Raw genomic sequence first — 26,679 nt, forward strand, 5'->3', positions numbered from 1 at the left:
GTAGGTGGGCCGGTTCCGCCCGCGAGGTAATCCATCGCAAACTGTCGGTGGGCAGAGTGAGAATGCTGTCCATGGAGTTGTCCGGGTACCGCGAGCTGTGGCGGACGCACGGCGTGATGGCGCTGCTGGTGTCGTCCCTGCTGGCGCGCTTGCCCGTCCTCGCCACGATGGTCCCGATCGCGTTCCTCGCGAAGGACCTGAGCGGGTCGTTCCGCTGGGCGGGCGTGGTCGCGGGTGCGTACTCCGTCGGTATGGCGATCGCCGGGCCGCTGTGGTCCCGCGCGGCCGATCGGCGCGGTCCACGCGGCGTGCTGCTACTTACCGGGATCACCTGGAGCGTGGCCCAGCTCGGGATCGCTCTGCTGCCGGCCGGTTGGTATCGGCTGATGCCACTGGCCGCGCTGATCAGCGGTGGGTTCGTGCCGCCAGTGATGCAGACGCTGCGCGCCGCCTGGCCCCGCGTAGTCAAGGGTCCGGCGTTGCGGACGGCGTACGCGGTGGATGCGACGGCTCAGGAGTTGCTGTTCATTGTCGGGCCGATGCTCGGGGCAACGGCCGTCAGCGTCGCCAGCCCGCGGCTCGGTGTCCTGCTCGCGGCGTCGATGTCGGCGCTCTTCATCTGGTGGTACGCGCTCCGACAACCCAAGCCGCTGCACCGGGATCATCACGGCGAGGTGCGCTTGACCGCGCGTCAGTTGCTCTGGCACCGGTATCGGTTGCCGTTGATCCTGTCCTTCGGCCTGTGGGTGATGGCGTTCAACGGCATCTCGCTCGGCATCGTGGCGTTCGCGGACGAGCACGGTGAGCGGCTGATCGCGGGCATCTTCGAGGCTGTCTGGGCCTTCGGGAGTCTGGTCGGCGGCGCGGTGGCGGGCGCGTTGCCTGGTCGGCGTCCGTCGTACCTCTGGCGGCGGGCCGCCTTGGTCACAGCGGGGATGCTGCTCTGCGTGTTCGCGACGTGGTCACCGGTGTCGCTCGGGATTGCGCTGACGCTGTCGGGGCTCACGTTGGCCCCGGCGATCGGTGCGCTGTACGAGCGGCTGGGTGCGCTGACCCCGGACACGGTCCGGACCGAGGTGTTCGGGTGGATGGGCAGCGCGGCGATGGGTGGCGCGGCGATCGGAGCCGCCGTCTCGGGCGCGGTGATCGAGAGCTTCGGAGTGCGGTACGTCTGGCTGGTGGCCGCCGTACTCGCGGGAGTCTCGATGGTGCTGTTGTTGCGGGTGCCGGCACAGTCGCCGACTGAGTCCGCGCTACCGGCCGGCAGCCTGCTCGGCGAGACCGCGTAGCTGCTCGACCATCGCGTTCGGGTTGTCGGCGGCGTAGACGGCCGAGCCGGCCACGAACACGTCGGCGCCCGCCTCGGCGCACCGCTCGATGGTGTCGACGGAGACTCCGCCGTCGATCTCGATCCACAGCTCGAGACCGTGCTTCTTCATGAGTTCGCGGGTCCGGCGGATCTTCGGCACGCAGACGTCGAGGAACTTCTGGCCGCCGAAGCCGGGCTCGACGGTCATGATCAGGATCATGTCGAGCTCGGACAGCAGATCCTCGTACGGCTCGATCGGCGTAGCCGGCTTCAGCGCCATCGCCGCACGGGCGCCCTTGGCGCGGATCTCGCGTGCGGTGCGGATCGGCGCCTTGCACGCCTCGACGTGGAAGGTGACGCTGGACGCGCCGGCCTCGACGTACCCAGGTGCCCAGCGGTCCGGGTCCTCGATCATCAGGTGACAGTCGAGCGGGGTGGCGGTCGCCTTCGCCAGCGACTCCACCACCGGCAGGCCGAGGGTGAGGTTCGGGACGAAATGGTTGTCCATCACGTCGACATGCAGCCAGTCCGCATTCGGCACAGCAGCCGCCTCATCGGCCAGCCGCGCGAAGTCGGCGGACAGGATGCTCGGCGCGATCTGAATCCCCATGGGCGTCAATCTACCGAGACCCCGCGGATCCGCCGTCAGGTGGTGAGCCCGGTGGCCAGGGATCGGCCGTCAGGTGGCGAGCTCAGCGGCCAGGGATCGGCTGTCAGGTGGCGAGCTCAGCGGCCAGGACTTCCCCGATCGTGGTGGGCCGGTGGCAGACGAAGAGCTCCGGGTGGGTCGACGGAGGTGTAGTTGAGGGCTTCCGGATCATCGAGTGAGGTTGTCCGCGAGCCACTTGGCTGCCTGGGCGACGGAGTCCACCACGCCGACTCCCGACGGCAGCGGCGGGCGCCGGATGACGACGACGGGGATGCGGAGCCGGCGTGCGGCTTCCAGCTTTGCCGAAGTTGCCGGGCCGCCGCTGTCCTTGCTGACCACGACGTCGATCCGGTGCTCGCGCAGCAGACTGAGCTCACCGTCGACGTCGTACGGACCGCGGGCGAGGACCAGCGTGCACCATGACGGCCGGGGTTCGGGCGCGTCGACACAGCGGGCGACAGTCCAGAGGCCGGTGGTCGCGAAGGCCTCAAGTCCTTGGCGGCCGATGGTGAGGAACACGCGGGATCCCAAGGAGGGCAGCAACCGGGCGGCTTCGGCCGGTGAGCCGACCCAGTGCCACGTGTCGCCGGGCTCGGCGCTCCAGCCCGGACGCCGGAGGACGAGCAGCGGTACGCCGACCTGACGCGCGGCAGTCACCGCATGCGACGTCATCGTGGCCGCGAAGGGATGAGTCGCATCGACGACGGCGTCGACCGGGTTCGCCTGGAGCCAGCGCGCCAACCCGGCCGCGCCACCGAAGCCACCTGAGCGCACCTCACCGACGGGTAGCCGCGCGTCAGTTGTGCGGCCGGCAAGCGACGACACCACTTCAAAGCCAGAAGCGACCAGCACGTCGGCCAACTCCCGAGCCTCGCCGGTCCCGCCGAGCAGGAGGACCTTCATCGCACCCGCGCGGCCGAGTACAGGTGGCTGTCACGGAAGGTCGTTGCCGAGAGCACCTTTCCGGCAATGATCACGGCGGTACGGCGGATGTCCGCGGCCCGCACCTGGTCCACGATATCGGCCAGCGTCCCACGCAGGATCACCTCGTCGTCGCGCGAGGCCCGGGCAACGACCGCAACCGGGCAGTCGACGCCGTAGTTCGGCACGAGCTCGGCCACGACCCGGTCGATCTGCTGGACGGCGAGGTGCAGTACGAGCGTCGCCCGGCTCGCACCGAGCACCGCCAGCTCCTCGCCCGCCGGCATCGCGCTGGCCCGGCCACCGATGCGGGTCAGGATCACCGTCTGGCCGACCTCGGGCACGGTCAGCTCGCGGCCGAGTGTCGCCGCGGCGGCCGCGAAGGCGGGTACGCCGGGTGTCACGTCGTACGGAATGCCCAGGGCGTCGAGGCGGCGCATCTGCTCGGCCATCGCGCTGAAGACGGACGGGTCGCCGGAGTGGAGGCGGGCGACGTCGAGGCCGTCGGCGTGGGCGGCGGAGAGTTCGGCGATGATCTCGTCGAGGGTGAGCGAGGCGGTGTCGACCTTGCGCGCGCCGAGTGGGCAGTAGTCGAGGAGCTCGTCCGGGACGAGGGCACCGGCGTACAGGCAGACCGGTGCGGCGGCGATCAGGTCGCGGCCGCGGACCGTGATCAGGTCGGCAGCTCCCGGACCGGCTCCGATGAAGTGCACGGTCACTTGGTCACGCTCCAGATCGTGACAGGCATCGCGGGACGCCAGCCGGTCATCGTTCCGACGGGTGATGCGCGTTGCACGTCGAGCCGGATGAGATCGCCGCCGACCGCGCCGTACCACTGGGCGATGAGGGACTCGGTCTCCAGCGTCACACCGTTCACGACTAGGCGGCCGCCGGGCCGGAGCGCGTTCCAGCAGGCGTCGAACATGCCGGCCGCGGTCGCTCCCCCGCCGATGAAGATCGCGTCGGGTGACTGCAGTCCGTCGAGTGCCGCCGGAGCCGCGCCTTGCACCACAGCTAGCTCTACCCCGAGCGCATTGGCGTTGCGGTCCAGCCGCTTCGCCCGGTCCGGATCGCGTTCGATGGCGATCGCCCGGCAGGTCGGGTGATGGCGCGACCACTCGATCGCGATGCTGCCTGCGCCGCCGCCTACGTCCCACAGCAACTGGCCGGGCACCGGTGCGAGCCGAGAGAGCGTCACCGCCCGCACCTCGCGCTTGGTCAGCTGTCCGTCGCTCTCGTACGCATCGTCCGGCAGACCGGGCACCGTGGGCAGCAGGACTGCGTCCGCGTCGGACTGGCAGAGCACACCGATCACGTTGAGCGCATTGGTGTCATCCGACCACTCCGAGGCTCGGGTCGTCCGCACACGCTCCGACGGGCCGCCGAGTTGTTCGAGGACGGTGAGCTGGCTGGAGCCGTAGCCGCGCGCAACCAACAGCTCCGCGACCTCTGCGGGGGTGTGAGCACCCCAGCTCAGCACCAGGAGCTGACGACCGGGCTGGATGTGCGGGTGGACTCGCTCGACGGGGTGGCCGACCAGGCTCACTACCTGAACCTGGTCCTGGGGCCACCCAAGCCGAGCACAGGCCAACGACACGCTCGACGGGTGTGGGATGACCCGTACGGCGTCTGCGCCGAGCAACCGCGTCAGTGTCGTGCCGATGCCGTGGAACGTCGGGTCGCCGCTGGCCAGCACACAGATCCGCCGGCCGCGGTGCTCCTGCAGCAAGCCCGGCAATGCCTCGGAAAGCGGCGAAGGCCAAGCAACCCGCACCCGGCCCGCGACCCCGCCGTGGACGTCCGCTGCCGACGCAGCTCCGACGTCATCGGGGACATCCGTGGGCGACGTCGCTCCGACGTCGCCGGGGTCGTCCGCACGCGGGGCGGCGGCGTGGCTGAGGTCTGGCGGCAGGAGGGCCAGTTGTCTGGGGCTGCCCATCAGGACCTCGGCAGACTCGACCGCGGCACGGGCGGCCGGGGACAGGCCGTTCCAGCCGTCGGCACCGACTCCCACCACCGTGACCAGGTCAGCCGGCATTGCCGAGCACCTTCGTGATGGTGATCTCGATGACCACGCGGCGTGGGTTCTCCCGCGGCTCCCGGTACCTCTTCGCGTACCGCCGTACCGCCTCCTCGACGCGCGCCGGGTCGTCACTCACCACCGCACGCCCCTCGAGCGTGCTCCACCGACGCCCGTCCACCTGGGTCACGGCCACCGCAGCACCCTCGGCACCCGCCTTCCGGATCGTCCGCGCCTTGTGCGACGTCCCCGAGCAGATCACCCGAGCAATCCCCGCCTCGACATCCAGCGTCGCCCCCACCGGCGTCGCATGCACAGTCCCGTCCGCTCGGACGGTACTCAGCACACACAGATGCCGCTCGGTCCAGAACCCGGCAAGTCGCTCGCTCAACACCTAGCGATCGTAGACAAGCGGCCCGCCCGGTGAGGTGCCGGGCGGGCCGTTGGCGCTGGACCCCTCAGACCAGCGCTGCTCTGGTCAGCCGATGTCTCGGCGGCGGAAGGTGGCGAAGCCGGCCAGGGTCAGAGCGGCGGCAATGGCTGTCAACCAGATGACCGGGGTCACGGAGAAGTCGCCGCCGGGGAGGCGCGGAGTGTGGCCGTACGGGCTGAGGTTGATGACGGACTGCGGCAAGTTGAAGACCGATCCGAACTGGCCGATCAACAGGAACACGCCGTACAGGACCCATCCGCCGGTGACCAGCTTGGGTGCGGCTCCGAACAGGATCACGACCAGTGCGGTGACCAGCCAGATCGCGGGCAGTTGTACGGCGGCCGCGCCCAGCATCCGTGGCACCTGGCGACCCATGTTGCCCAGCGACGCACCACTGGAGATCCCGGAGCCCAGTCCGGCAACGAGAATCAGCGCACCGGTGCCGAACAGCGCGATCAGCACATGACTAGCCAGCCACCGACTCCGAGTGACATCGGTTGCCAGCAGTGGCTCGGCCCGGAGCGCGGTCTCCTCGGAGCGGAGTCGGAGTGCTGCCTGGATCCCGAAGGCTGAGGCGAGCAGACCCATGACGCCCATCTCGGTCGCCAGGAAGGCATCGGTGATGCCATTGACCCCACCGAGCTTCTCCACCATCTCCTTGGCGCTGTCACTGGTGACGAAGCCGTCCACGTTGCTCGCGATGTTGCCGACCAGCAGGCCGAGCAGCAGGAACGCGAAGAGCCAGCCGTAGAACGCTCCGCGGTGCAGGCGCCAGGCCAGCGCCAGCGGCGACCGCAGCGACGGCGCAGCAGTGGGCGGGCCCGGACGCGGCCGCACCAGGCCGGCACCGACGTCACGCCGCCGGATCAGCGCCATCGCACCGGCGACTGTCAGCGCCATGAATGCGAGCGGCACCAGTACGACGACGAACCGGTCGCCGGCGTACGCACGCACCTGCTGCGACCACCCGATCGGCGACAACCACGAAACCCACTGCGTGCTGCCGTTCGACGCGGAGTCGCCGATCGCGCGCAGGACGTACGCAGCACCCAGCACGACCGCGGTGAGCCCGTTCGCTGCCCGCGCGCCTTCGGTGACCTGTGCCGTCACCGCACCGACGCCTGCGAACGACAGACCGGCCGCGGCCCACATCGCTCCGAAGGCGAACGAACCAGTGGCAGGCAGACCGCTCCCGATCAGCGACAAGGCCGTCAACAGGCCGAGCAGTACGACGGTCCCCGACGACACGATCAGCGCGGCGGTCAAAGCGGCGTACCGGCCGACCACTCCGGCGCTGAGCAACTCGAGGCGACCGCTCTCCTCCTCGCTCCGGGTGTGCCGTACGACGAGCATGGCGGCCAGCAACCCGACCAGCAGGGCACCGAACGCGGTGAACTTGAACAGCGAGACCTCACCGAGCGAGGACTCGTCGAAGATCCGGCCGTACAGGGAGACGAGTGCAGGGGACGCGTTCGACGTGCGCGCGGCCTCGGCCAGGGACTGCGGGTCCGAATAGAGGTCGATCGACGCCTTTGCCGACCCGGCCGCCGAAATCACGAACACCAAGATCCATACCGGGATCAGGATCCGGTCCCGGCGCAGCGCGAGCCGCACCAGGGTCCCGGTACCGACGAAGTCGTTCATCGCGCGGCCGCCACGGGCTCGGTGCTGGTGTCGTCGTCCTCGTAGTGCCGCAGGAACAGCTCCTCCAGCGTCGGCGGCTGCGCGACCAGGCTCTTGATCCCGCTCGCGGACAACTGCCGCATCACCGCGTCCAGCTGGGCCGTGTCCACCTCGCAGCGGACCCGGTTGCCCTCGACATCGAGGTCGTGGACGCCGGGCAGCTGGGCCAGGCCGTTCGGCGACGCGGCCAACTCGGCGTGGATCGACGTACGCGTGAGGTGGCGCAGGTCGGACAGCGTGCCGGTCTCGACCACCTTGCCGCGGCGGATGATGCTGATCCGATCACACAGCGCCTCGACCTCGGAGAGGATGTGGCTCGACAGCAGCACGGTGCGGTCGCGCTGACGGTCTTCCTCGATGACCTGCCGGAACACCTCCTCCATCAGCGGGTCCAGGCCGGACGTCGGCTCGTCCAGGATCAGCAGCTCGACGTCCGATGCCAGCGCCGCGACCAGGGCGACCTTCTGCCGGTTGCCCTTCGAGTACGTGCGGCCCTTCTTGGTCGGGTCGAGGTCGAACCGGCGGAGCAGGTCGTCGCGCTTCTTCTCGTCCAGCCCGCCGCGGAGCCGGCCGAGCAGGTCGATCGCCTCGCCACCGGTCAGGTTCGGCCACAGGTTCACGTCGCCGGGAACGTAGGCGAGCCGCCGGTGCAGCTTCGCCGCGTCGTGCCACGGGTCGCCACCGAGCAGCGAGACATCGCCGGCGTCACCCCGCAGCAGCCCCAGCAGGACCCGGATGGTGGTGGATTTCCCGGCGCCGTTCGGCCCGAGGAATCCGTGCACCTCACCGGTCGCGACGTCCAGGTCGAGACCGTCGAGGGCGTGCGTACTCCCGTACGACTTGTGCAGTCCAGAGACCACGATGGCTGATGTCATGATTCATAACGTACACTTCATTCAGAAGATTGTGAATCTTTCTAACACGTCGTTCACGTGTCAGGTATCCGAGTGACCTAGAGGGGATGATGGGGCGGTGAGTGCACAGCGAGACGACAACGCCGTAAGGCGGTACACCGAACAGTTCGGCAACCTGCTGGCCGAGACCGGCTGGCCGCGGATGGCGGGCCGGGTGTTCGCCGCCATCTTGTCGAGTGTGGACGGACGGATGACCGCCGCCGACCTGTCCGACCAGCTGCAGGCGAGTCCGGCCGCGGTCTCCGGTGCGGTCAACTACCTGCTGCAGCTGCGCCTGGCCACCCGCGAGCGCGAGCCCGGCACCCGTCGCGATGTGTACGTCGTCCAGGACGACGCCTGGTACCAGACGATGATGAGCGAGGACCAGGCCCTGGTCCGCTGGGCCGACTCGCTGCGCAAGGTCCTCGACGCCTCCGGCGAAGGCACCGCCGCCCACCGCCGCATCCGCATATCCCTCGGCTTCATCGACTTCATCGGCGAAGAGGTCAAGGGCCTCAGCGAACGCTGGATCAAACGCAAAGCCGAACTAGACGCCGAAATCGAAGCCGAGCGGGACTCCAGCCTCTGAACCCCACCGGGGGCTTGACCGGCGCGTCGGGGGCTTGAACAGGGGGTCGGGGGCTTGAACAGGGGGTCGGGGGCTTGAACAGGGCGTTGGGGGTTGAACAGGTTATTGCATGTCCCGCCCCACCAGTACCTGTCCTCCCCCCACGCCCGCCTGCCGACGCCACCCGAACACCCCGTCACAGCACCTCCGGGGACACCCCGGCACTACCAAGCTACTAACCGGCTCGGTCGTCGCCCGGGGAGACGAGAGGCGTAGCGCCGAGTCGTGGATCGCGGTCCCAGAAACCACCAATCCTCCCCCCGAATCCACGACTCGACGACCGCAGGATTTCGGGCAAGGTACGGCCACGCAGCCCCCACCGGCACGCGACCCAAAGCCGCGCGGACCACCCAGACATTGAGCAGGAGGGCCGTTATTGGCTCTATCTGCTGGATGTGTGGGTGAGGTCGGCTGGGCGTGCCAGCTCGACAGGTGGTGTCGGTCCAGGGGTGCTGGTCGGAGGAGGCATTCACGCCTGGCTCCGGCCGGCCAGGCCGGGGCCGGGGCGGACACCTCCTGTCGCGCTGACACGCCCAGCCTCCAGCCGCACCCTCGGCAGCCTCCGTCCGCAGCCGGACCTGCCGCACACGCGCGGGCAGGTGCAGTGGCGGACGGGTCCGTCGCAGCGGCGCGTGGGACCGGTGGCGGGTGGGACCGGTGGCGATCCGCGCGGCCTGGGACACCACCTGGTGGCCTCGGACAGGCCGTGCGGTGTCCGAGGACCCCGGCACCTGTCCAGAGCCGCAGCAATCGCGCCGATCAACACCCCCGGGCGGCGCAAGCAGGTCGGAACCCGGCGGACGGCCATCTGCAGGCTGCCGACCCGATGCCGGGAACCGAGGGCCACGACCTAACGACAGGCCGTCAGGTCACCGGTACTGGGTCCGCCCGTCGACCACGACACGACAGATGGGCCGCCACCCACACATCGAGAAGAAGAGCCGCTATTCCTTGTCCAACCCCACCAGATCCTGTCCACACCCCACCTTCTGGCTGGGGCGCGGCGAGGGGGCTGGGGCGCAGCGCGGGGTCGGGGCGCGGCGAGAGGTCGGGGCGCAGCGAGGGCCTGAGGCGCGGCGCGGAGTCGGGGCGCGGGGCTGGGGCGGGCCTAGAGCTCGTAGACGGTGAAGATGGTGCAGTACATGGGTGGGGACTCCAGGCCTGGGTAGTAGAGGCGGCCGGCTTCGTCGGTGATTTTGAAGTAGGCGGTCGAGGCGCCGATCTGGGATGGGGCCTGCAGGGTCATTGTGACCGTCACGATGTGGCCTGGCTCGGCGTCGGGTAGGCGTTCGCGTACCGGCGACCGTAGCCAGCCGGGGGCACCGGCGGCGCCTTGTCGGGTCAGCCAGCGGTTGTGCCAAGGGCGTTCGCCGCTGTTGCGAACCTCCCAGGTCTTGTCGAACGACTGATCCCGGCGGACCCGCGTGCCGTCGGGCACGGACTCCCCTACCAGTTCGGCGCGGTCCTCCGGGTGGTGGTCGATCGGCACGGAGCCGCCGAGGAGCACTGGCTGCACGTGGCGGCGGAGGTCGCGTTGGGACATGTCGCGGCCGGCGCGGACCGCGGCGTCCAGCTCGATCAGTTGGTTGACCAAGGCCTGGCCGGCTCCGAACGAGGCGTCGTACCACTCGATCAGCTCGCGGCTGGGCTTGGTGTGGCCGCGCTCGACGCGGGACAGGTGGCCCTTGTCCCAGCCGGACTCCGCGGCCGCGCGGCTGAGCGGCACGCCGGCCGCTTCCCGGAGCTCACGCATCCGGCAGCCGATCACAAAGCGAGCCTGCGCTGGCCTCACGGTGCACTCCCCTGGCACTCCCCGGTCGATCGTTGCCCACTGCGACAACACCGTAACCCTCTGATTCTCTGTAAGTCAGTGCCAGTTCGCCACTGCTTGAGCGAAAAGGACAAACACCATGCGTACCGCCCTCTTACGCATCACCGCCCGCATCGCCGCGACCGCCCTGCTCGGCGGCGCCGCGATCCTCACCGGCACCCTGCCCGCGAGCGCCGCTACCGGCACCGTCGTCACCGACAGCGGCCTCGGCGTGACCATCCGATCCGGCAACGCCACCGACTTCGGCGCGGTCGGCACCCAACCCAACGGCTCGGTCGAGATCGACTGCCAGACCTACGGCGAGCCGGTCACCGGCAAGTTCGGCCGCAGCCTGGTCTGGGACCACGTCCCCGGCAAGGGCTTCATCTCCGACGCCTACGTCAACACCGGCAGCTCCGGCCTGGTCGCGCCGCTGTGCACCAGCAACCCGCGTGCCGATCGCGCCATCAACTGGTACGCCGCCCGCAACGGGTCGACGGCGTATCAGGGGTACTGCGAGAAGGCCGCCGAGAACTCGTACAACAAGGATCTGATCTGGGGCTCGGCCAAGATCGACTGGAACGACGCCGTCGCTCGTGGGGTCGCGCACAAGGGCGACCTGAACCCGCCGAAGGGCGCCCTGGTGTTCTGGGATCTCGCCGCACCGTACGGCCACGTCGGCGTGGCCCGTGGCGACGGCTACTTCTGGGCCACCAGCGTCAACGGCAAGATCGGCCTGGCCAAACTCCCCTACTTCTCCAGCTACCTCGGCTGGGCCTGGCCGAACTTCTGACCAGTCCCCTCACTGGAGAGCACCTGGACGCGCGTTCCGCCCCTCACGCGTCCAGGTGCTCCTCCACGCGATCCAGCCAGTCGTCCACCAGCGCCCGGTACGCCGTGAGTCGCCGGACCGGTAGCCCGTGGTCCTGCTGATCGAGGACGGCGTACGTCGCGCGCGGGTAGTCATCGAGGATCGACCAGGCATCGGCGTACCCGGTGATGGTGTCCTGGCGACCGGTGACGATCAACGTCGGTCCCTCGAACCGGGTCGCCGGGTCCTCGCTCAGCGCATAGGTGCTGACGTCGGCCTGGATCCGGTCGAGGAACTCGAGATCGGCGATCGACTCGACGGCGTCGTAGTACCGGCGATCCTTGTCCTGCCACTCGGGAGTCCGGACCAGATACTCGTCGGTGGGCAGCGTGCGTTTGGTGCGGTCGATCACGATGCCGGGCACGCGCAGCAGAAGGCCGAGCACGCGGGACGGGTCGCGCTTGACGATGCCGCGACCGTGCAGCGCGCCGGCCGACGTACCCGCCACCGCGAAACGCTCGTCGCCGACCAGGTCGTCGACCAGCGCGAGGATCGCCGCGAGCATGCCGTCCTGGTCCGTGATCGCCGGGTCCGCCGGAGACTTACCGGTGCCCGGCGGGTCGACGTAGATCCGCCGCCACCCCAGACGCCCTTCGAAGACGGGCTCGTGGATGTCGCGGCCTTCGCCGTTGTCGCCACCCCAGCCGGGCAGGAAGATGATCGGCCGGCCGTCACCGAAGGACTCGTAGTACATGTCTCGACCTTAGCCACGGCCCGGACGGCTCACTCAGGGGTTCTCTTCGGAGCAGAATCCGGTGCGCGCTCGCCGGAGCCGCGCTGGATCAAGGCGCAGGGCAACACGATCCGCTGCGGTGGTCGAGTGTCCGCACCCGACGCCCGATCCAGCAGCAGCCGCGCCGCGCTGCGGCCGAGCTCGGCGATGTCGGAGGCAACAACGGTGACCGGCGTCGGCAACATGTCGGCCAGCCGGAAGTCGTCGAAACCCACCACCGCGGGCTCCCGGCCGAGCTGGCTCAGAGCCCGCAACACGCCCTCGGTGAGGAAGTTGGTCGAGGCAAAGATCGCGGTCGGCGGATCGGGCCGCAGCATCACCTCGCGGGTCGCCTTGGCGGCGGCCTCGGCGTTGCCCTCGGGCAGCTGGACGACCAGCGACTCGTCGACGTCGATCCCGGCCGCCCGATGCGCTCGCCGGAAGCCGCGCAACCGTCGCCCGGTCGTGTAGTACGACGGCGCCAGCAGGATCGCGATCCGCTGGTGGCCCTGCCCCAGCAGGTGTTCGGCGGCGAGCCGGCCGCCGCCCTCGTTGTCGACCATCACGATGTCCGCGTCGATCCCGGTCGCCGGCCGGTCCACGAACACCACCGGTACGCCGGCGCCCACCAGGAACGAGTGATCCCCCTGGTCCGGCACGATCATCAGCCCGGCGACCTGCCGGCTGACCAGCTCCTGGATGGCCCGCTTCTCGCCCTCCGGATCCTCGTCCACACTGCCCAGGACGACGGCGAACCCGGACTGCCCGGCGACCTCGAGCGAGGCCTTCGCGATCGTCGCGTAGAACGGGTTGGTCAGGTCACCCAGCACCAGCGCGAGACTCGACGACTTCTTGCCCGGCCGGAGCGCGCGAGCCACCTCGTTGCGCTGGAACCCGAGCTGCTCGATCGCGGTCCGGACCCGCTGCGCGGTCTCGTCCCGGACACCGTGCCCGCCGTTGACCACCCGGGACACCGTGCCGAGCCCGACGCCGGCCCGCCGGGCGACGTCGATCATCGTCGGCCGGGCGGCCTCTGGTCTGTTTGGAAACGTTTCGGACACGGGGTTGACTTCCTTTTCACGACACGGCATCGTCACCCAACAGTAAATCGTTGGAAACGTTACCGTCCAGGAGGCAGGATGAGTCCTTCTCCGAGCGCGAGGGGAAGCGTGAGCGGAGCCTCTCGCCTGAAGACCGGCAGCAGGAAGGCCGGCCGGAGCCGGGGCGGGATGAGCCGGAACGCCGGTTCCGACGTGAAGGCGGCGTACCTGTTCATCGCCCCGGCGATCATGGGGTTCGTTGTCTTCGTCGCGTACCCGCTGATCCGCTCGTTCTACCTCGCGCTGACCAAGTACAACGGTCTGGTCGACCCCGTGTTCATTGGCCTGGGCAACTTTCGCCGGTTGTTCACGGTCGACCCGGCGTTCTGGCCGGCGTTGCGCGCGACCGGGTACCTCGTGCTGCTCTACGTTCCGTTGTCGCTGATCCTCGGGCTGGCGCTGGCGATGTTCTGCAACCAGCGGTTCGCCGGCGTCCGCGTCGTACGGACGCTGGCGTATCTGCCCGTCGTACTCCCGGCGGTCGCGACGATCACGTTGTGGAAGTTCATCCTGGATCCGCAGGTCGGCCTGCTGAACACGGTCCTGGACCGGTTGGGACTGCCGACCAGCCTGTGGTTGCAGAGCCCGGCGATGTCGATGCCGTCGGTCGTGCTGGTGATGCTGTGGGGCGTCGGCGGCACGATGATCATCTTCCTGGCCGCGTTGCAGTCGGTGCCCAACGAGTTGTACGAGGCGGCCCGGGTGGACGGCGCCGGGCCGTGGTCGGTGTTCCTCCGGATCACGCTGCCGATGATCAGCCCGATCATGCTGCTGCAGGTGATCCTGCAGACCACAGCGGCGCTGCAGACGTTCAACCAGCCGAAGATCCTGACCAACGGCGGGCCGGGATTCAGCACCAACGTGCTGATGCTGTCGATCTACAAGAACGGCTTCCCGAACCTGGGCCAGATCCCCCAACTGGGCTATGCGTCGGCGCAGGTGTGGGTGCTGTTCGTGATCATCATCGCCGTGATCGCCCTGACCGCGAAGTTCTCCTCGCTCTGGACGTACAGTGACAACACTCCCGACTGAAACCGCCGTCCTGGCCGACGTCGAACAGCCCGCTCCCAGCCCGATCGCACCGCCGGCGAAGAAGAAGCCCCGCCTCGTCGGTACGACGTCCTGGTACGTGGTCGCGTTGTTCGTCTGCGCGGTGATGATCGTCCCGCTGCTGTGGATGATCACGATCGGACTGAAGAGCCGGACCGCCGTGTTCGACATCCCGCCGAAGCTCCTGCCGCACGAGTGGACCTGGAGCAACTTCGTCAACGGGCCGAAGGCGATCCACTTCCCACGGCTGCTGCTGAACTCGGTCATCATCACCGCGCTCAGCGTGCTCGGCGGAGTGATGACCGCGATGATGGCCGGCTACGCGCTGGCCCGGTTGCGATTCCCGGGCCGGAAGGTGTGGTTCTACCTGTTCGTCGGGAGCATGCTGCTGCCCGGTGTGGTCGGGTTGATCCCGCTGTTCCAGCTCTACAAGAGCATCGGCTGGTACGACACCTGGCTGCCGTTGATCGTGCCGGCGTTCCTGGGCGGGAACCCGCTGTTCATCTTCCTGGCCCGGCAGTACTTCCTGGCCATCCCGTACTCGATCGACGAAGCGGCCAAGATCGACGGCGCCGGGCACTTCCGGATCTTCACCCAGGTGATGCTTCCGCTGACCCGGCCGGCCTGGTTGACGATGGCGATCCTGGCCTTCCAGGCGTCCTGGAACGACTACCTGAACCCGCTGGTCTACCTCTACTCGTCCGGCAAGTGGCCGTTCTCGGTGGGGATGGCGTCGTTCATCTCGCCGTTCGCCGGGAAGACGCCGGACTGGAGTTTCTACATGGCCACGAACCTGCTCTACATGCTGCCGCCGCTGATCGTCTTCTTCGCCGCGCAGCGCTACTTCATCCAGGGTCTCGGCGCGCTCGGCAGCACGACCCAGAAATAGAGGGGAAGTTCGAAGTGAAACGCACCTTCATCATCACATCGTTGGCTTGCGCCGGGTTGCTGGCGGCAACGGCCTGCAGCGGGTCGGACTCCGGCGGCGGCTCGAGCAGCGGCCCGGTCACGGTGACCGTGATGACCTGGGAGTCGGCCCAGACCAACGCCGCGATCAAGAAGGCACTGGCCGACTTCAAGGACGACAACATCACCGTCCAGCTGCTCGACACCCCGGCCGGCAACTTCGGCGACAAGCTCGCGTCGCTGACCCAGGCGAAGAAGCTGCCGGACCTGTTCTGGTGCGGCAACGACACCGAGCAGCAGTACACCTCGCAGGGGCTGCTGGTCGACTGGAGCAGCAAGATCAAGGACGGCGACGGCGACTTCAAGGCCGACAAGTTCGTCGGTTCCGCGATGGAGAACTGGAAGACCGCCGACGGCCAGATGGGCGGCCTGCCGTCGCTGATGAACACGTACGGCGTCTGGTACAACGCGGACGCGTTCACCGCCGCCGGCCTGCCGGTCCCGAAGGCCGGCTGGACCTGGGACGAGATGTACGCCGCGGCCGCGAAGCTGGCGAACAAGAACGGCGCGAAGTACGGCCTGGTCGCCGACAACCTCACCTCCGCCGACGGCCCGTTCACGATGGGCCTGTACTCCGTCTCGGCCGGGGGCGCACCGTTCACCGACAACGTGAACCACCCGACCAAGGCCGAGGCCGACGCCAAGTACACCGAGGATGTGCAGAAGCTGGCCGACGCGATCAAGAGCGGCTCGGTCTCCCCGCCCGGGTACGACGTCGCGAATGTGCAGTCGCTGTTCGCCGCGGGCAAGGTGCCGATGATGTTCGGCGGCCAGTGGCTGGCCGCCGGGTTCCAGACCGACAAGCCGAAGGTGAAGTACGGGTTCGCTCCGTTCCCGCAGGTCGACACCCCGACGACCCTGTACGACTCGGTCGGCATCTGCACCCCGCAGTACACGAAGGATCAGGACGCCACGTTCAAGGTGCTCGAGTACCTGAACACGAAGGTGTGGGACGCCGTCCTGCCGGCCTCGCCGGTCGCCCCGCCCGCGTACACCCCGGCGCAGGCGAGCTACTTCGACGCGTTGACGAAGGCGCAGCAGGCGACGGTGGTGGACACGGTCAAGGCTGACCTGGGCGCGGAGAAGACGGTCGGCGTGCGGTTCACCACGCAGTGGGCCCAGCAGGTCGGTGACCTGACCACGGCGAACTACCAGCCCATCCTGAGCGGCAAGAAGCCGATCACCGACCTCCCGGCCTACATCGACAAGATCAACGGCCTGATCAAGTCGGCCGGCTGACCTCAGACGGCTTGCCAGAGCGACAAGGCGAAGCGGGCTTCGGAGTCGGTCCACCACGCGGCCGACGTGAAGCCCGCTTTGTCCAGTTCGGCCTCCACGCCGTGGCGGTGGAACTTGGCGGAGATCTCGGTGTGGAGCTCTTCGCCTTTGGCGAACTCGATCTCCAGGTGCACCTCGGGGATGAGAACCCTGACCGCGCGGTCGGCGCGTAGCCGCATCTCGATCCACTCGTTCTCGGGGTCCCAGATCGCCACGTGGCTGAAGGCGTCGACGTCGAAGTCCGCGCCGAGTTGGCGGTTGATCACTCGCAGGACGTTCTTGTTGAACTCGGCGGTGACGCCTGCGCTGTCGTCGTACGCGGCGACGAGAGTGGCTGGGTCCTTCACCAGGTCGGTGCCCAGGAGGAGCCACTCCCCTGGTTCGAGGACTTCGCGGATCGAGGTGTAGAAGGTCTCGCGCTCGGCCGGGAGCAGGTTGCCGATGGTGCCGCCGAGGAAGGCGACGATGCGCGGCGGGTCGCCGGGGAGCTTGTCGAGATGAGCGGTGAAGTCGCCGACGACGCCGTGGACGTCGAGCGCTGGGTAGTCGGCGTTGATTGCATCAGCCGCCACCCGCAGCGCGGACTGCGAGACGTCCAGCGGTACGAACGTCGTCAGCGTGCCGCGATCCCGCAACCCGTCGAGCAGCAGCCGGGTTTTCTCCGACGATCCGGAGCCGAGCTCGACCAACGTGTGCGCCTTGGTGATGGCGGCGATCTCACCGGACCGGGCCTGCAGGATCTCGCGCTCGGCGCGGGTCGGGTAGTACTCCGGCAGCCGAGTGATCTCCTCGAAGAGCTCACTCCCGCGGGCGTCGTAGAACCACTTCGGCGGCAGCCACTTCGGGTCCGCGGTCAACCCCGCCCGGACGTCGTCCCGCAACGCGCGGGCCGCATAGTCCGGAGTCAGATGTACGTCGATGAGGGTCACTCTTGTCCTTCCAGCGGGGTGATGTGCAGCGTTGTGGCGGTGGCCACGAGCAGCGAGCGGTCCGGTATGTCGTCCCAGTCGCCGGCACCGAACGGCTCCGAGCTGACGGTCACCGAGTCGGCGGTCCGGCGTACTTTCAGCGAATGGGTCCAGGTGGTCGCGACCAACTGCTCGCCGTCGGTGAGCAGGATGTTCAGCCGCGATCCCGGCGCCACCGCCTCCACCTCGGGTACGACGGCCGCCACCGCATCGGCCGGCGGGATCCCTCCGAACAGTTGGTTGGCGATGAGCGCCCACAGCAGCGCCGAGTCCACCGGCGCGTCGAGCCGGAGCAGGTCGGCGACCGGGAGTCGCTCGGCCAGCTTCAGCGTCGACTCCGGCCAGCCGGGAATCAGTCCGTTGTGACTGAACAACCAGTTCCCGGCCATGAACGGCGCGACCGCCGCCTGACCGTACGGCATCCCGACGGTCCCGTTCCGGAGGGCGGCGACGACGGCGCCGGACCGGATCGAGCCGGCCAGGCCGGGCAGGTTCTCGTCGGTCCAGATCGGCACCTGCCGCCGGTACCGGACCGGGCCGCCGGACACGGTGGCATCGCCCTCGGGATACCAGCCGAGGCCGAAGCCGTCGGCGTTGACGGAACCGCCGCCGCGCATGTCCTGCGGCGACCAGCTTTGTTCGAACAGGGAGTGCGACGGCTCCAGGACCAGCGAGGCCAGCGTGACCGGCGGGCCCAGGTAGGCGAGGTGACGGCACATCAGGCGGTCAGCTCCTCGGGCCGGGGATCGCGGGCACAGCGGAAGCCGGCGAAGATCTGCCGGCGGATCGGGTAGTCCCAGTTCCGGAAGGTGCCTCGGGCAACGACCTCGTCGGTGCCGAACGAGCCGCCGCGGAGGATCTTGTAGTCGGGCCCGAAGAACACCAGCGAGTACTCGTCGTACGGCCACGCGCGGAACCCTGGGTACGGCGTGAAGTCGCTCGACGTCCACTCCCAGACGTCGCCGATCAACTGCTCGACTCCCAGCGGCGACGCACCGGCGGGATACGCGCCGATCGGCGCCGGCGCCAGATGCCGTTGGCCCAGGTTCGCGTGCTGCGGGCCCGGGCTGTCGTCACCCCACGGAAAGCGCCGGGTCCGGCCGCTCGACGGGTCGAACCGGGCCGCGAACTCCCACTCCTCCTCGGTCGGCAGCCGCTTCCCGGCCCACTTCGCGTACGCCTCGGCCTCGTAGAAGCAGACATGCATCACCGGCTCGTCCAACGGCAACCGCTCCCGATGGCCGAACCGCAGCCGCCACCACTCACCGTCGGCGAGCTCCCAGAACCGCGGCGTGACCAGCGACGCCTTCCGCACGTGCGCCCACCCGGCCTCGGACCACCACTGCGGATCCTCGTAGCCACCGGAAACCACGAACCGCAGATAGTCCCCGTTGCTCACCGGCGCAGTGTCGATCACGTACGGCGCCACCCGGACAGCGTGCGCCGGTCGCTCGTTGTCCAGGGCCCACGGCTCGATCGACGTACCCATCTCGAAGACGCCACCGGGCACCAGCACCTCGGCGGCAGCCAGCTTGCGACCGGGAGGGGGCGGCGGCGCGTCGAGCACCGGCGCACCGATACGCAGCTGGTGCGTCGCGAGCATCGTCTCGTCGTGTTGCTGCTCGTGCTGCGTGATCATCCCGAACGCGAAGGCGTTGTCCACCAGCTCGCGGCCGCCGTCGAACTTCACGTGGTCCAGGACGTCCATGACCTTGTCCCGCACCTCGGTCACATAGGACCGCGTCTCCGCCGGACCGAGCAGCGGCAGCGCCGGCCGATCCGCCCGCGGATGCATGAACGCGTCGTACAGCTCGTCGATGTCCTGGCGCAGCGGCTCACGGCCGCCGACGTCGCGGACCAGCCACAGCTCTTCCTGGTTGCCGACGTGGGCGTAGTCCCAGACCAGCGGCGACATCAGCTTGGAGTGCTGTTTGACCAGGTCGTCGGTGTCGACCGCGTCGGTCAGCTGCACCGTCCGCGCCCGCGACCGCTCGAGCTGCTCCGCCACGAACGCGCGCAGGCCCTCGGGAGACAATTCGGACAGTTGGTGGGTCATGGGGCCTCCCGGCCTGGACTGAGGAGTGGAGGGAGCGAAGCGACTGGAACGACGAGGGAAGGCCGGGAGCCAAGGCCCCATGACCCCGCCGGCGCCGAAGGCCCGGCCAAAAGCACAGTCATGACGCTCGCCTTCTTTGGGTGTCGTCGACGGTGCGATGCAGCCGGGTTGCGACCGCGTCGGTGAGTTCGGAGTCCGCACCGGTGCGGGTCAGCACTTCGGTGCCCAGGTCGACCACGTCGCGGGCGGCCTGCAGGACCAACTTGTCCTCCAGCCCCTCCCGAGCGGCCGGGAACCATCGACCGGCGGCGGGCTCGGCCGCGGCCAGCAGACTGTCGATCACGGCCGGGTCGGACATCAGCGCGGTGAGCAGCAGGGTCGGGGCGATCCACCCGTCGCCGGACTGGGCGTCGAGGTAACGCACCTCGAGATACCCGCGCGGGCGAACCGGCGGGAACAGAGTGGACAGGTGATAGTCCAGATCGTCGTACGTCGGCCTGTCGCCGGGCAGCTGTCCGTCCGCCCAGGCGCCGAAGGTCAATCCGTCCGGCGCGTCCCAGCTGTCGCCCCGGCGGAAGCACAGCACCGGAGCCTCCATCGCCGTCCGCGCCCAGGCGGCGGCGGGATCACCGTCGAGTGGTGGCGGCTCGGTGAACGGGGCGCAGGTGCCGAAGGTCGCCTCGGTCCGGGCGGAGGCCCAGCCGGTGTCCGCGCCGGCCCGGCGGCGCGAGTTCGCGAACAGGGCGACCAGCGCGGGACCGAGATCGTGCAGCGCGCGCCAGCGCTGGGCGGTCTGGTCCGCTTCGCCGGCATCCAGGCAGACCTGGAGACCGGCCGTGCTGCACATCATCCGTGGGCCGTGCGGGCCGCGACGCTGGAAGGCGTGTTCCATCGCGGCGTAGCGCGGGACGGTGAGGATGCGGCGAGGTGTGCGGAAGGGATCCAGGCCGTGGTCGCCCGGAACGAGGTCCGCATCGAGAAGGAGAGCGGTGAGCTCGGCCGCGTCGGCGGCGGTGTCATCGATCAACTGCGGGATCGAGTCCGACGCGGGGCCGGAGATCTCTACCTGGCCACCGGGCTCCACGGTGACCAGAGCGCCCCGGCCGAGCGGCAGTTGCGGGCTGCCTCTGACCAGGGTCGGGGGCGCGTGCACGCCCAGGGCCTTGCGTAAGCGGCCGGCGTCGAGCGGCCGGTGCGGATCTTCCGCGTGATGCACGGTCCACTCGAGTTCGACGCCGTACAGCCGAGGAGGACCGTGCTTGAAACAGACCATCGCGACATAACCCTCCGCCTCGGCCCGGGAGCCGATCGGAGTCGTCGCCGGAGAACCACCGGACGAGGTCACGTCAGCGAACCTAACCCCGGACCCGGGGCCGGACAACCGACGTGGGATTACCCGTCGGTGACACCTGGGACAGTTGACGATTCATGCCCGCCATGTTTCCCGGCGCCACCGACAGTTTTCCGGCCGGATCCGGACGGGCGGGGGTCGTTCCGCTCAGAGCGAAATTCAGCGGAAGCGCGGACAGGTGGTGCAGGCGTTCACCTTCGGCAGCACGTAGAAGTAGCAGCAGGACGTCCGCAGCTTCTGCTCCAGTGACACCCTGAACGCCTTGGCGGCCTGCTCGGCGTACGGCGCCTCGTCCGGCAACCGGATCGCGGCCCGCACCTCGTCGTCGACGGCACCGAAGCGCTGCAGCGAGCCAAGCTTCACACCGGGCTCGTACGACTCCAGGAAAGCCGTGGTGTGTGCTTTGAGTTGCTCTGCGGCTGCGGCGAGTGGCACGACCTCTGTCGACAGCAATGCGACCTCGGACGGGTAGTGCGCGGTCGGGTGTCGCCTGAACGCCAGAGCGGACGGCGACACCTCGGGTGAGACACCGGTCGCCGCGGCCGTCGCTCCCGCGACCAGTGCGGGCACCTGGACGTACCACATCAGCGTGAACATCGCGGCGACCTGCTCAGGCGGATCAATGGCGTAGTCCCGCGCGTAGTCATCCGCTGCGGCTTGGCGCCAGCCATACGTCGGATCACCCCCGGCCTGCTGCTCCGCGACCAGCTCCGCACACGACACCCACTCCGGTCCGGGCACGGAGTCCGCCGTACGCACGGACATCCAGGGCACCGAATCGGCGAGGATGTCCGCGAGTGCGCTGACGGAGTGGGTCACCCTGCCAGCCTACGATCCGGTACGACGACAGGCGCTCCCCCGACCTCGACCACAGTGGCCCGCAGCCCGAAGACGTCGTGGAGGAGGTCCTCGGTCAGTACGTCGACCGGACGGCCCTCGGCCGCGATCCGGCCGCTCCCCATCACCACCAGGTGATCGGCGTACTGCGCGGCGAGAGTGAGGTCGTGCAGCACCGCGACCACGGTCCGGCCTGACGTCGCCGCGGCGTGGACCACGTTCATCACGTCGACGGCATGCGCCAGGTCCAGGTACGTCGTGGGCTCGTCCAGCAGCAGGTGTTGCGTGCCCTGGGCCAGCACCATGGCGATCCACACTCGCTGCCGCTGACCACCAGACAGCTGGTCGACCGGCCGGTCGCGCAGTTCGGTCAGCTCGACTGCCTCGAGGGCCTGGTCGATGGCTTCGTCGTCCTCGGCGGTCAGCCGCCCGAAGAGTCCGCGGTGGGGATGGCGACCCCGCGACACCAACTCGGCTGCAGTGATCCCCTCCGGTGTGACCGGACCCTGCGGCAGCACACCGAGCTGCCGGGCCAGCTCACGCGCCGGCAGCTTGTGGATGTCCTTGCCGTCCAGCAACACCTGACCGCTCTGCGGAATCAGCAGTCTGCTCATCCCACGCAGCAGAGTCGACTTGCCGGACCCGTTCGGCCCGACCACGGCTGTCAGCTGACCGGTCGGCACCTCCAGCGTCAATCCGGACACGACCGGCGCATCAGCGCCGTACGCGAGGGTCAGGTTCTCGACGTGCACGGTTCAGCGTCCCTTCTGCTGACGGCCGATGAGATGAAGCAGGTACGGCGCTCCACACGCCGCCGTGACCACGCCGACGGGCAACTCGTACGGCCCGACCCGCAACCACTGCAAACCGTTTCGCGCCAGCAGATCGGCCAGTACGACGAACAGCGCGCCGAGCATCGCGGTCGTGAGCAAGGGTGGTCGCTCCATCCGGGTCAGCCGCTGGGCGATCTGCGGCGCGACGAGCGCGACGAACGCGATCGGCCCGGCGCCCGCGGTCGCCATCGCGGCCAGCACGGTCGCGATGACCAGCAACCCGAGCCGGATCCGGGCCACCCGGACGCCGAGCGAGGACGCGACATCGTCACCCAGCACCAGCGCGGACAGGTCCCGGTTGAACATCATTGCCACCGGCAACAAGAGCACGACGGCGACCAGCACCGGAATCGCATCGCTCCAAGCGCGGGCGTTGAGCGAACCGGCCAGCCAGGCGGCCGCCCGGCCCGCGTCGTTGACGTCGCCGATCACCAGCATCCAGGCGACCAGCGAGTTCGCCGCGGCCGCGACGCCGACCCCGATCAGGACGACCCGACCGGCGTCGACCACGCCACGCCGTACCGACAACGCGCCGACGATCAGCGTCGCGATCAGTCCACCGAGGACGGCGGCCGACGGGATGCCGACCTTCGCGGCCGCGCCGGAGATGTTCCCGCCGCCGGAGCCGGCCAGCACGATCACCGCGACGGCACCGGCGGACGCGCCGGAGTTGACGCCGACGATGTCGGGGCTGGCGAGAGGGTTGCGGGACAAGGTCTGCAGGAGGGCGCCGGAGACACCGAACGCGATGCCGACGAGTAGTCCGGTGGCGACCCGGGGCAGTCGCAACTCGAGGACGACCAGACGCGTACCGCGGCGACCGCCGCCGAGCAGCACCTCGACCACATCGGCGATCGGGAGTTTCGTCGTACCGACGCTCAAGGAGATCAGGGCGATCACGACCGCCAGGGCCGCGAAGAGGATGCTCAGGACAACGGTCCGCGACTTCACAGGACCACCGCCCGGCGTCGTACGACGAGCACGAACAAGGGCGCGCCGACGATGCCGAGGACGACGCCGGCCTGGACCTCGCCCGCGCCCCCGACCAGCCGCCCGACGAGATCCGCGAGGACCAGGGCGGTCGCGCCGATCAGTCCGGCGGAGGGGATCAGCCAGGTGTTCCGGGCGCCGAAGATCCGGCGGGCGACGTGGCCGGCGAGCAACCCGAGGAAGCCGATCGGTCCGCAGGCTGCGACTCCGGCGGCGGTGAGCAGGCCGATCGCACCCAGCCCGACCAACCGGGCCCGGCGGATCGACAGGCCCAGGCCGGCGGCCACATCGTCGCCCAAGGCAAGCAAATCCAGGTCCCGGGCATTGACCGCTGCCAGCAGCAGGCCGACGACAGCGAACGGCAGCACCTGACCGGCGACATCCAGCCCGCGACCCGCCACCGAACCGACCGCCCAGAAGCGATAACTGTCCAGCGTGTCCGCGTCGAGCAGCACGATCGCGGACGTCAGCGCGCCGAGCATCGCGGCCACCGCCGCACCCGTCAGCGCGAGCCCGACCGGCGTCGCGCCACTCCCCCGCGACGCCAACCGCTGCACCCCGAACGTGGCGATGAGTGCCCCGACCAGCGCGAACCACACCGTCGCCCCGACCGAGTCGGCAACGCCGAGCTGTAGACCGAGTACGACAGCGAACGCGGCGCCCGCGCTCACGCCGAAGATGCCCGGCTCGGCCAGTGCGTTGCGGGTGTGGCCCTGCATCAACGCCCCGGCGATGCCCAGGCAGGCGCCGATCAGCACGGCCACGACCGTGCGCGGGAACCGCAGGCTGCGGACGATCACGTCGGCATCGGAGCCGTCATTGGCGGTGAGGGCATGCCACAACGCACCCGGCCCCAGCCAGCGGGAGCCGAGCGCGAGGCCGGCCGCGCACACCAGCACCAGGATCACGACGAGGGCGAGCAGCGCGGCAGTACGCCGTACGGACGCGTTGGCACTGGGACGAACTGTGGAGGGCGGCGCGGCGGGGCGTGCGGACGACACGGACATACGGTTAGGGTTGCCTTACCTTTGAGGTGGTGAGCCACCTTAACCTGCGACCCGTCCTCACCAGGAGACACCCGTGCGCCTGCCTCGCTTCACCGCCCTGCTCGCTGTCGCCGCGCTCGCTCTGAGCGCGTGCGGTTCCTCGGACTCCGGCGACGCGCCGGACGCCGCCGGGGCTTCCGCGGCGGGCTTCCCGCGGACCGTCGAGCACGCGATGGGCAAGACCGAGATCAAGACCAAGCCGAAGCGCGTGGTCGCGCTGGACGCGAGCTTCGTCGACGCGACGCTGATCCTGGACACGCCGGTGGTCGGGTACACCGACTACCGCAGCATCAACGGGAAGCTGCCGGACTACCTCGGCGACGACCGGGCGACGTACGGCTCCGAGGCACAGGCGGTCGGCACGCTGGCCGAGCCGAACCTGGAGAAGATCGCCGAACTGAACCCGGACCTGATCATCACCGCGAAGGTCCGGCACGAGAAGCTCTACGACCAACTGTCCGCGATCGCGCCGACGGTCATGTCCGAAACCACCGGGCCGACCTGGAAGGACAACATCCGGCTGGAGGCGAAGGCACTCGGCGAGGAAGACCTGGCGGAGAAGGAACTCTCGTCGTACGAGAACGCGGCCAAGACCGTCGGCGCCGCGATCAACGCGAAGGCCGGGAACCCGACCATCTCGGTCGTGCGCTTCGTCGACGGGCCGACCCGGCTCTACCAGAACGCCAGCTTCTCCGGCATCGTGCTGAAGGACGCCGGCCTGAAGCGCCCGGCACCGCAGGACGCGAACGGCTTCGCCCTCGAGATCAGCCCCGAGCGGATCAAGGACGCCGACGCCGACGCGATCTTCGTCGCCACCTACGCCGACGAGAAGGGCCTGAGCACCAAGACCGCCGCCCAGTTCAAGGCCAACCCCCTCTGGAAGCCCCTGGCCGCCAAGGTCCACGAGGTCCCCGACCTCACCTGGATGACCGCCGTCGGCCTCCAAGGCGCCTGGTCGATCCTCACCGACCTGGCCAAAACCTTCGACGTACCGGCCCCGGCCAAGTCCGCCTGACCGGTCGGTAGGGTCGGAGTATGGCGGCTCTGACCAGGTGGCACGTGGGTGCGTGGACTACGCGGGGGACGCGGGTGGGTGAGCCGCTCGAGGCGGGGCGGAAGCGGACGCCGGATGAGCTGAACTTCGACGTGGTGGGGCTGGCGCGGATTCTTGGGCGACGGTTGTCCGGGCGGGAGGAGTTGCAGGTCCGGCTGTGGCAGAACGAACTCCGGCCGACGCATACGCGGCTCTGTGGCGTACACACGCTGGCGGATCCGGACAACGCGCAGCTCTTGCGGGCGACGGCCGAGGAGGCGCTGGCTTGGCTGGGCGGGCGCGCTCCGGCCGGATACGAGTTCGTGCTGACGGATGCGGTGGAGCTGCAGCCGATCCTCGACCTCGACGCCGAGGTGGTCGCGGTCGACGCCGTCATCCAGCTCGTCGGCGCCGACCTCCCCGCGGCCCGTCTCGCCGCCTCCCACGTACGACGCTCGGCCGCCGGCGACTGGTATGCCGGTGACGCAACCTGCAACTGGTCGGGCCCCCACGAAACCGCCGACGCCGCGGTCGCCGTCGTACAGGCAGCCCGCGAAGAACTGGCCGACGAACTGCGAGCGGCCGGGCGACCCGATCTGGCCGCGACCGCCCCCCGATGGCCCGCCGTCCCCGTCGAGCCGCCGGCGCCGCACGGGTAACCGGGGGCCGCTGGCGCCGCACCTGTAGCCGGGGACCACTGGCGGCGTACGGCGACCGGGGACTTCGGACAGCCGCAGCGGGCTGGGACAACGTGTCGGGACCTGGGACATGTCATGAGCTGTCGCAAGTCCCGACAAGGTGTCCGCGCCCCCGTCCGCCGTACAGCGCCCGGCGGATCTCCATGCGGATGCTGGGTCCGCTGGTGTACGAGACGAGAGGACACGAACGGAGGGATGACCCCCGAGTTTGAGGGTTGCCCCCTCGGAATCTGAGCGGGCAACCCTCCAGCTGAGGGGATATCCGGCTCCTCTGACGCATCCGTGAATGGTTCGTTCGCCTCCGTTGCATCCCCGCAGTTGGCCCTGTTCTGTCGGTTGCCGCCGGGGCGGGGAGGGTCTCGTCCCGGATCGGGTGGGAGATCCTTCCCAGCCTGGCCCGGCTGGCCCGCGGGTCTCGGGCTGGGCGGACGTGGGGCACTCACTAACCCGGTCCGTCAGCCGGCGAGTGCTCGCGGCCGAGCGGGGCATCTGTGGCATCGCGCTGCTTAGTGAGTGGTGCAGGTCCGGTCCGCGGCCCGGCATC

Annotated in this window: 26 protein-coding genes; 8 read left to right on the forward strand and 18 right to left on the reverse strand. The window is 69.4% G+C overall.

The annotated features are described in order from the left end of the window. Positions 1 to 71 precede the first annotated feature (71 nt). Positions 72 to 1,289 (forward strand): MFS transporter, encoded by a 1,218-nt coding sequence (locus tag ACXC9Q_RS20305; RefSeq protein WP_457058169.1) that lies wholly within the window; start codon positions 72 to 74, stop codon positions 1,287 to 1,289. Here ACXC9Q_RS20305 and rpe read toward each other — a convergent pair. From rpe to ACXC9Q_RS20340, 7 genes are all read right to left on the reverse strand, one after another. After that, positions 1,254 to 1,919 carry a ribulose-phosphate 3-epimerase gene (gene rpe / locus ACXC9Q_RS20310; RefSeq protein WP_457058170.1) on the reverse strand — a complete coding sequence of 222 codons (666 nt, stop codon included), beginning with the start codon at positions 1,917 to 1,919 and terminating at the stop codon, positions 1,254 to 1,256. The two genes, ACXC9Q_RS20305 and rpe, sit on opposite strands and share 36 nt — an antisense overlap. A 207-nt stretch (positions 1,920 to 2,126) precedes the next feature. Further along, the gene (locus tag ACXC9Q_RS20315) at positions 2,127 to 2,861 is read right to left on the reverse strand and encodes a cobalt-precorrin-6A reductase (protein ID WP_457058171.1); all 735 of its coding nucleotides are present in this window, start codon (positions 2,859 to 2,861) and stop codon (positions 2,127 to 2,129) included. Beyond that, positions 2,858 to 3,598: a precorrin-4 C(11)-methyltransferase gene (gene cobM, locus ACXC9Q_RS20320; protein ID WP_457058172.1), complete on the reverse strand. Its 741-nt coding sequence runs from the start codon at positions 3,596 to 3,598 to the stop codon at positions 2,858 to 2,860. Before cobM ends, ACXC9Q_RS20315 begins: the two co-directional genes overlap by 4 nt. Beyond that, entirely contained in the window at positions 3,595 to 4,917 is a 1,323-nt protein-coding gene (gene cbiE, locus ACXC9Q_RS20325; protein ID WP_457058173.1) for a precorrin-6y C5,15-methyltransferase (decarboxylating) subunit CbiE, read from the reverse strand. The genes cobM and cbiE overlap by 4 nt, the downstream gene beginning before the upstream one ends. Beyond that, the gene (locus ACXC9Q_RS20330; protein ID WP_457058174.1) at positions 4,907 to 5,293 is read right to left on the reverse strand and encodes a pyridoxamine 5'-phosphate oxidase family protein; all 387 of its coding nucleotides are present in this window, start codon (positions 5,291 to 5,293) and stop codon (positions 4,907 to 4,909) included. Before ACXC9Q_RS20330 ends, cbiE begins: the two co-directional genes overlap by 11 nt. Before the next feature lie 84 nt (positions 5,294 to 5,377). Continuing rightward, positions 5,378 to 6,976 (reverse strand): ABC transporter permease, encoded by a 1,599-nt coding sequence (locus tag ACXC9Q_RS20335; protein ID WP_457058175.1) that lies wholly within the window; start codon positions 6,974 to 6,976, stop codon positions 5,378 to 5,380. Beyond that, on the reverse strand, positions 6,973 to 7,890 hold the full coding sequence (locus tag ACXC9Q_RS20340; protein WP_457058176.1) for an ABC transporter ATP-binding protein: 918 nt from the start codon (positions 7,888 to 7,890) through the stop codon (positions 6,973 to 6,975). The genes ACXC9Q_RS20335 and ACXC9Q_RS20340 overlap by 4 nt, the downstream gene beginning before the upstream one ends. A gap of 97 nt (positions 7,891 to 7,987) precedes the next feature. On the opposite strand from ACXC9Q_RS20340, the gene ACXC9Q_RS20345 reads away from it, so the two are divergent. Beyond that, on the forward strand, positions 7,988 to 8,497 hold the full coding sequence (locus ACXC9Q_RS20345) for a GbsR/MarR family transcriptional regulator (RefSeq protein ID WP_457058177.1): 510 nt from the start codon (positions 7,988 to 7,990) through the stop codon (positions 8,495 to 8,497). Positions 8,498 to 9,644: 1,147 nt separating this feature from the next. Here ACXC9Q_RS20345 and ACXC9Q_RS20350 read toward each other — a convergent pair. Continuing rightward, a complete protein-coding gene (locus ACXC9Q_RS20350) occupies positions 9,645 to 10,328 on the reverse strand; it encodes an NBR1-Ig-like domain-containing protein (RefSeq protein ID WP_457058178.1) in 684 nt (227 codons plus the stop codon). A gap of 118 nt (positions 10,329 to 10,446) precedes the next feature. On the opposite strand from ACXC9Q_RS20350, the gene ACXC9Q_RS20355 reads away from it, so the two are divergent. Next, positions 10,447 to 11,139: a CHAP domain-containing protein gene (locus ACXC9Q_RS20355; protein ID WP_457058179.1), complete on the forward strand. Its 693-nt coding sequence runs from the start codon at positions 10,447 to 10,449 to the stop codon at positions 11,137 to 11,139. A gap of 43 nt (positions 11,140 to 11,182) precedes the next feature. Here the strand turns inward: ACXC9Q_RS20355 and ACXC9Q_RS20360 are convergent, their stop codons facing one another. Together ACXC9Q_RS20360 and ACXC9Q_RS20365 are read right to left on the reverse strand one after the other, a co-directional pair. Next, entirely contained in the window at positions 11,183 to 11,911 is a 729-nt protein-coding gene (locus tag ACXC9Q_RS20360) for an alpha/beta fold hydrolase (protein WP_457058180.1), read from the reverse strand. A gap of 29 nt (positions 11,912 to 11,940) precedes the next feature. Then, the gene (locus tag ACXC9Q_RS20365) at positions 11,941 to 12,990 is read right to left on the reverse strand and encodes a LacI family DNA-binding transcriptional regulator (RefSeq protein ID WP_457058181.1); all 1,050 of its coding nucleotides are present in this window, start codon (positions 12,988 to 12,990) and stop codon (positions 11,941 to 11,943) included. Positions 12,991 to 13,098: 108 nt separating this feature from the next. Between ACXC9Q_RS20365 and ACXC9Q_RS20370 the strand changes: the two genes are divergently transcribed. The 3 genes from ACXC9Q_RS20370 to ACXC9Q_RS20380 are packed head-to-tail and all read left to right on the forward strand — an operon-like array spanning position 13,099 to position 16,284. Next, positions 13,099 to 14,061, forward strand: a complete 963-nt coding sequence (locus ACXC9Q_RS20370) for a carbohydrate ABC transporter permease (RefSeq protein WP_457058182.1) — start codon at positions 13,099 to 13,101, stop codon at positions 14,059 to 14,061. After that, positions 14,042 to 14,968 (forward strand): carbohydrate ABC transporter permease, encoded by a 927-nt coding sequence (locus ACXC9Q_RS20375; RefSeq protein ID WP_457058183.1) that lies wholly within the window; start codon positions 14,042 to 14,044, stop codon positions 14,966 to 14,968. The genes ACXC9Q_RS20370 and ACXC9Q_RS20375 overlap by 20 nt, the downstream gene beginning before the upstream one ends. Before the next feature lie 14 nt (positions 14,969 to 14,982). Further along, complete coding sequence (locus ACXC9Q_RS20380; protein WP_457058184.1) at positions 14,983 to 16,284, forward strand: ABC transporter substrate-binding protein; 1,302 nt, start codon at positions 14,983 to 14,985, stop codon at positions 16,282 to 16,284. Between the two features lie 2 nt (positions 16,285 to 16,286). Here the strand turns inward: ACXC9Q_RS20380 and egtD are convergent, their stop codons facing one another. The 8 genes from egtD to ACXC9Q_RS20420 form a co-directional block, all read right to left on the reverse strand. After that, entirely contained in the window at positions 16,287 to 17,252 is a 966-nt protein-coding gene (gene egtD, locus ACXC9Q_RS20385) for an L-histidine N(alpha)-methyltransferase (protein ID WP_457058186.1), read from the reverse strand. Further along, positions 17,249 to 18,010, reverse strand: coding sequence for an ergothioneine biosynthesis protein EgtC (gene egtC / locus ACXC9Q_RS20390; protein WP_457058187.1), 762 nt, complete (start codon positions 18,008 to 18,010; stop codon positions 17,249 to 17,251). The genes egtD and egtC overlap by 4 nt, the downstream gene beginning before the upstream one ends. Further along, complete coding sequence (gene egtB, locus ACXC9Q_RS20395) at positions 18,010 to 19,347, reverse strand: ergothioneine biosynthesis protein EgtB (RefSeq protein ID WP_457058188.1); 1,338 nt, start codon at positions 19,345 to 19,347, stop codon at positions 18,010 to 18,012. The genes egtC and egtB overlap by 1 nt, the downstream gene beginning before the upstream one ends. 118 nt (positions 19,348 to 19,465) lie before the next feature. After that, the gene (locus ACXC9Q_RS20400) at positions 19,466 to 20,692 is read right to left on the reverse strand and encodes a glutamate-cysteine ligase family protein (RefSeq protein WP_457058189.1); all 1,227 of its coding nucleotides are present in this window, start codon (positions 20,690 to 20,692) and stop codon (positions 19,466 to 19,468) included. Positions 20,693 to 20,857: 165 nt separating this feature from the next. Beyond that, positions 20,858 to 21,517 (reverse strand): (2Fe-2S)-binding protein, encoded by a 660-nt coding sequence (locus tag ACXC9Q_RS20405; protein WP_457058190.1) that lies wholly within the window; start codon positions 21,515 to 21,517, stop codon positions 20,858 to 20,860. Continuing rightward, positions 21,514 to 22,287, reverse strand: coding sequence for an ABC transporter ATP-binding protein (locus ACXC9Q_RS20410; RefSeq protein WP_457058191.1), 774 nt, complete (start codon positions 22,285 to 22,287; stop codon positions 21,514 to 21,516). Before ACXC9Q_RS20410 ends, ACXC9Q_RS20405 begins: the two co-directional genes overlap by 4 nt. A 3-nt stretch (positions 22,288 to 22,290) precedes the next feature. Further along, positions 22,291 to 23,319 carry a FecCD family ABC transporter permease gene (locus ACXC9Q_RS20415; RefSeq protein ID WP_457058192.1) on the reverse strand — a complete coding sequence of 343 codons (1,029 nt, stop codon included), beginning with the start codon at positions 23,317 to 23,319 and terminating at the stop codon, positions 22,291 to 22,293. Next, positions 23,316 to 24,365 carry a FecCD family ABC transporter permease gene (locus ACXC9Q_RS20420; protein ID WP_457058193.1) on the reverse strand — a complete coding sequence of 350 codons (1,050 nt, stop codon included), beginning with the start codon at positions 24,363 to 24,365 and terminating at the stop codon, positions 23,316 to 23,318. The genes ACXC9Q_RS20415 and ACXC9Q_RS20420 overlap by 4 nt, the downstream gene beginning before the upstream one ends. A gap of 73 nt (positions 24,366 to 24,438) precedes the next feature. Here ACXC9Q_RS20420 and ACXC9Q_RS20425 point away from each other — a divergent pair, with 73 nt between their 5' ends. Together ACXC9Q_RS20425 and ACXC9Q_RS20430 are read left to right on the forward strand one after the other, a co-directional pair. Beyond that, complete coding sequence (locus tag ACXC9Q_RS20425) at positions 24,439 to 25,419, forward strand: ABC transporter substrate-binding protein (protein WP_457058194.1); 981 nt, start codon at positions 24,439 to 24,441, stop codon at positions 25,417 to 25,419. 20 nt (positions 25,420 to 25,439) lie between these two features. Then, a complete protein-coding gene (locus tag ACXC9Q_RS20430) occupies positions 25,440 to 26,096 on the forward strand; it encodes a hypothetical protein (RefSeq protein WP_457058195.1) in 657 nt (218 codons plus the stop codon). Positions 26,097 to 26,679 lie beyond the last annotated feature (583 nt).

The sequence above is a fragment of the Kribbella sp. CWNU-51 genome (assembly GCF_054073265.1).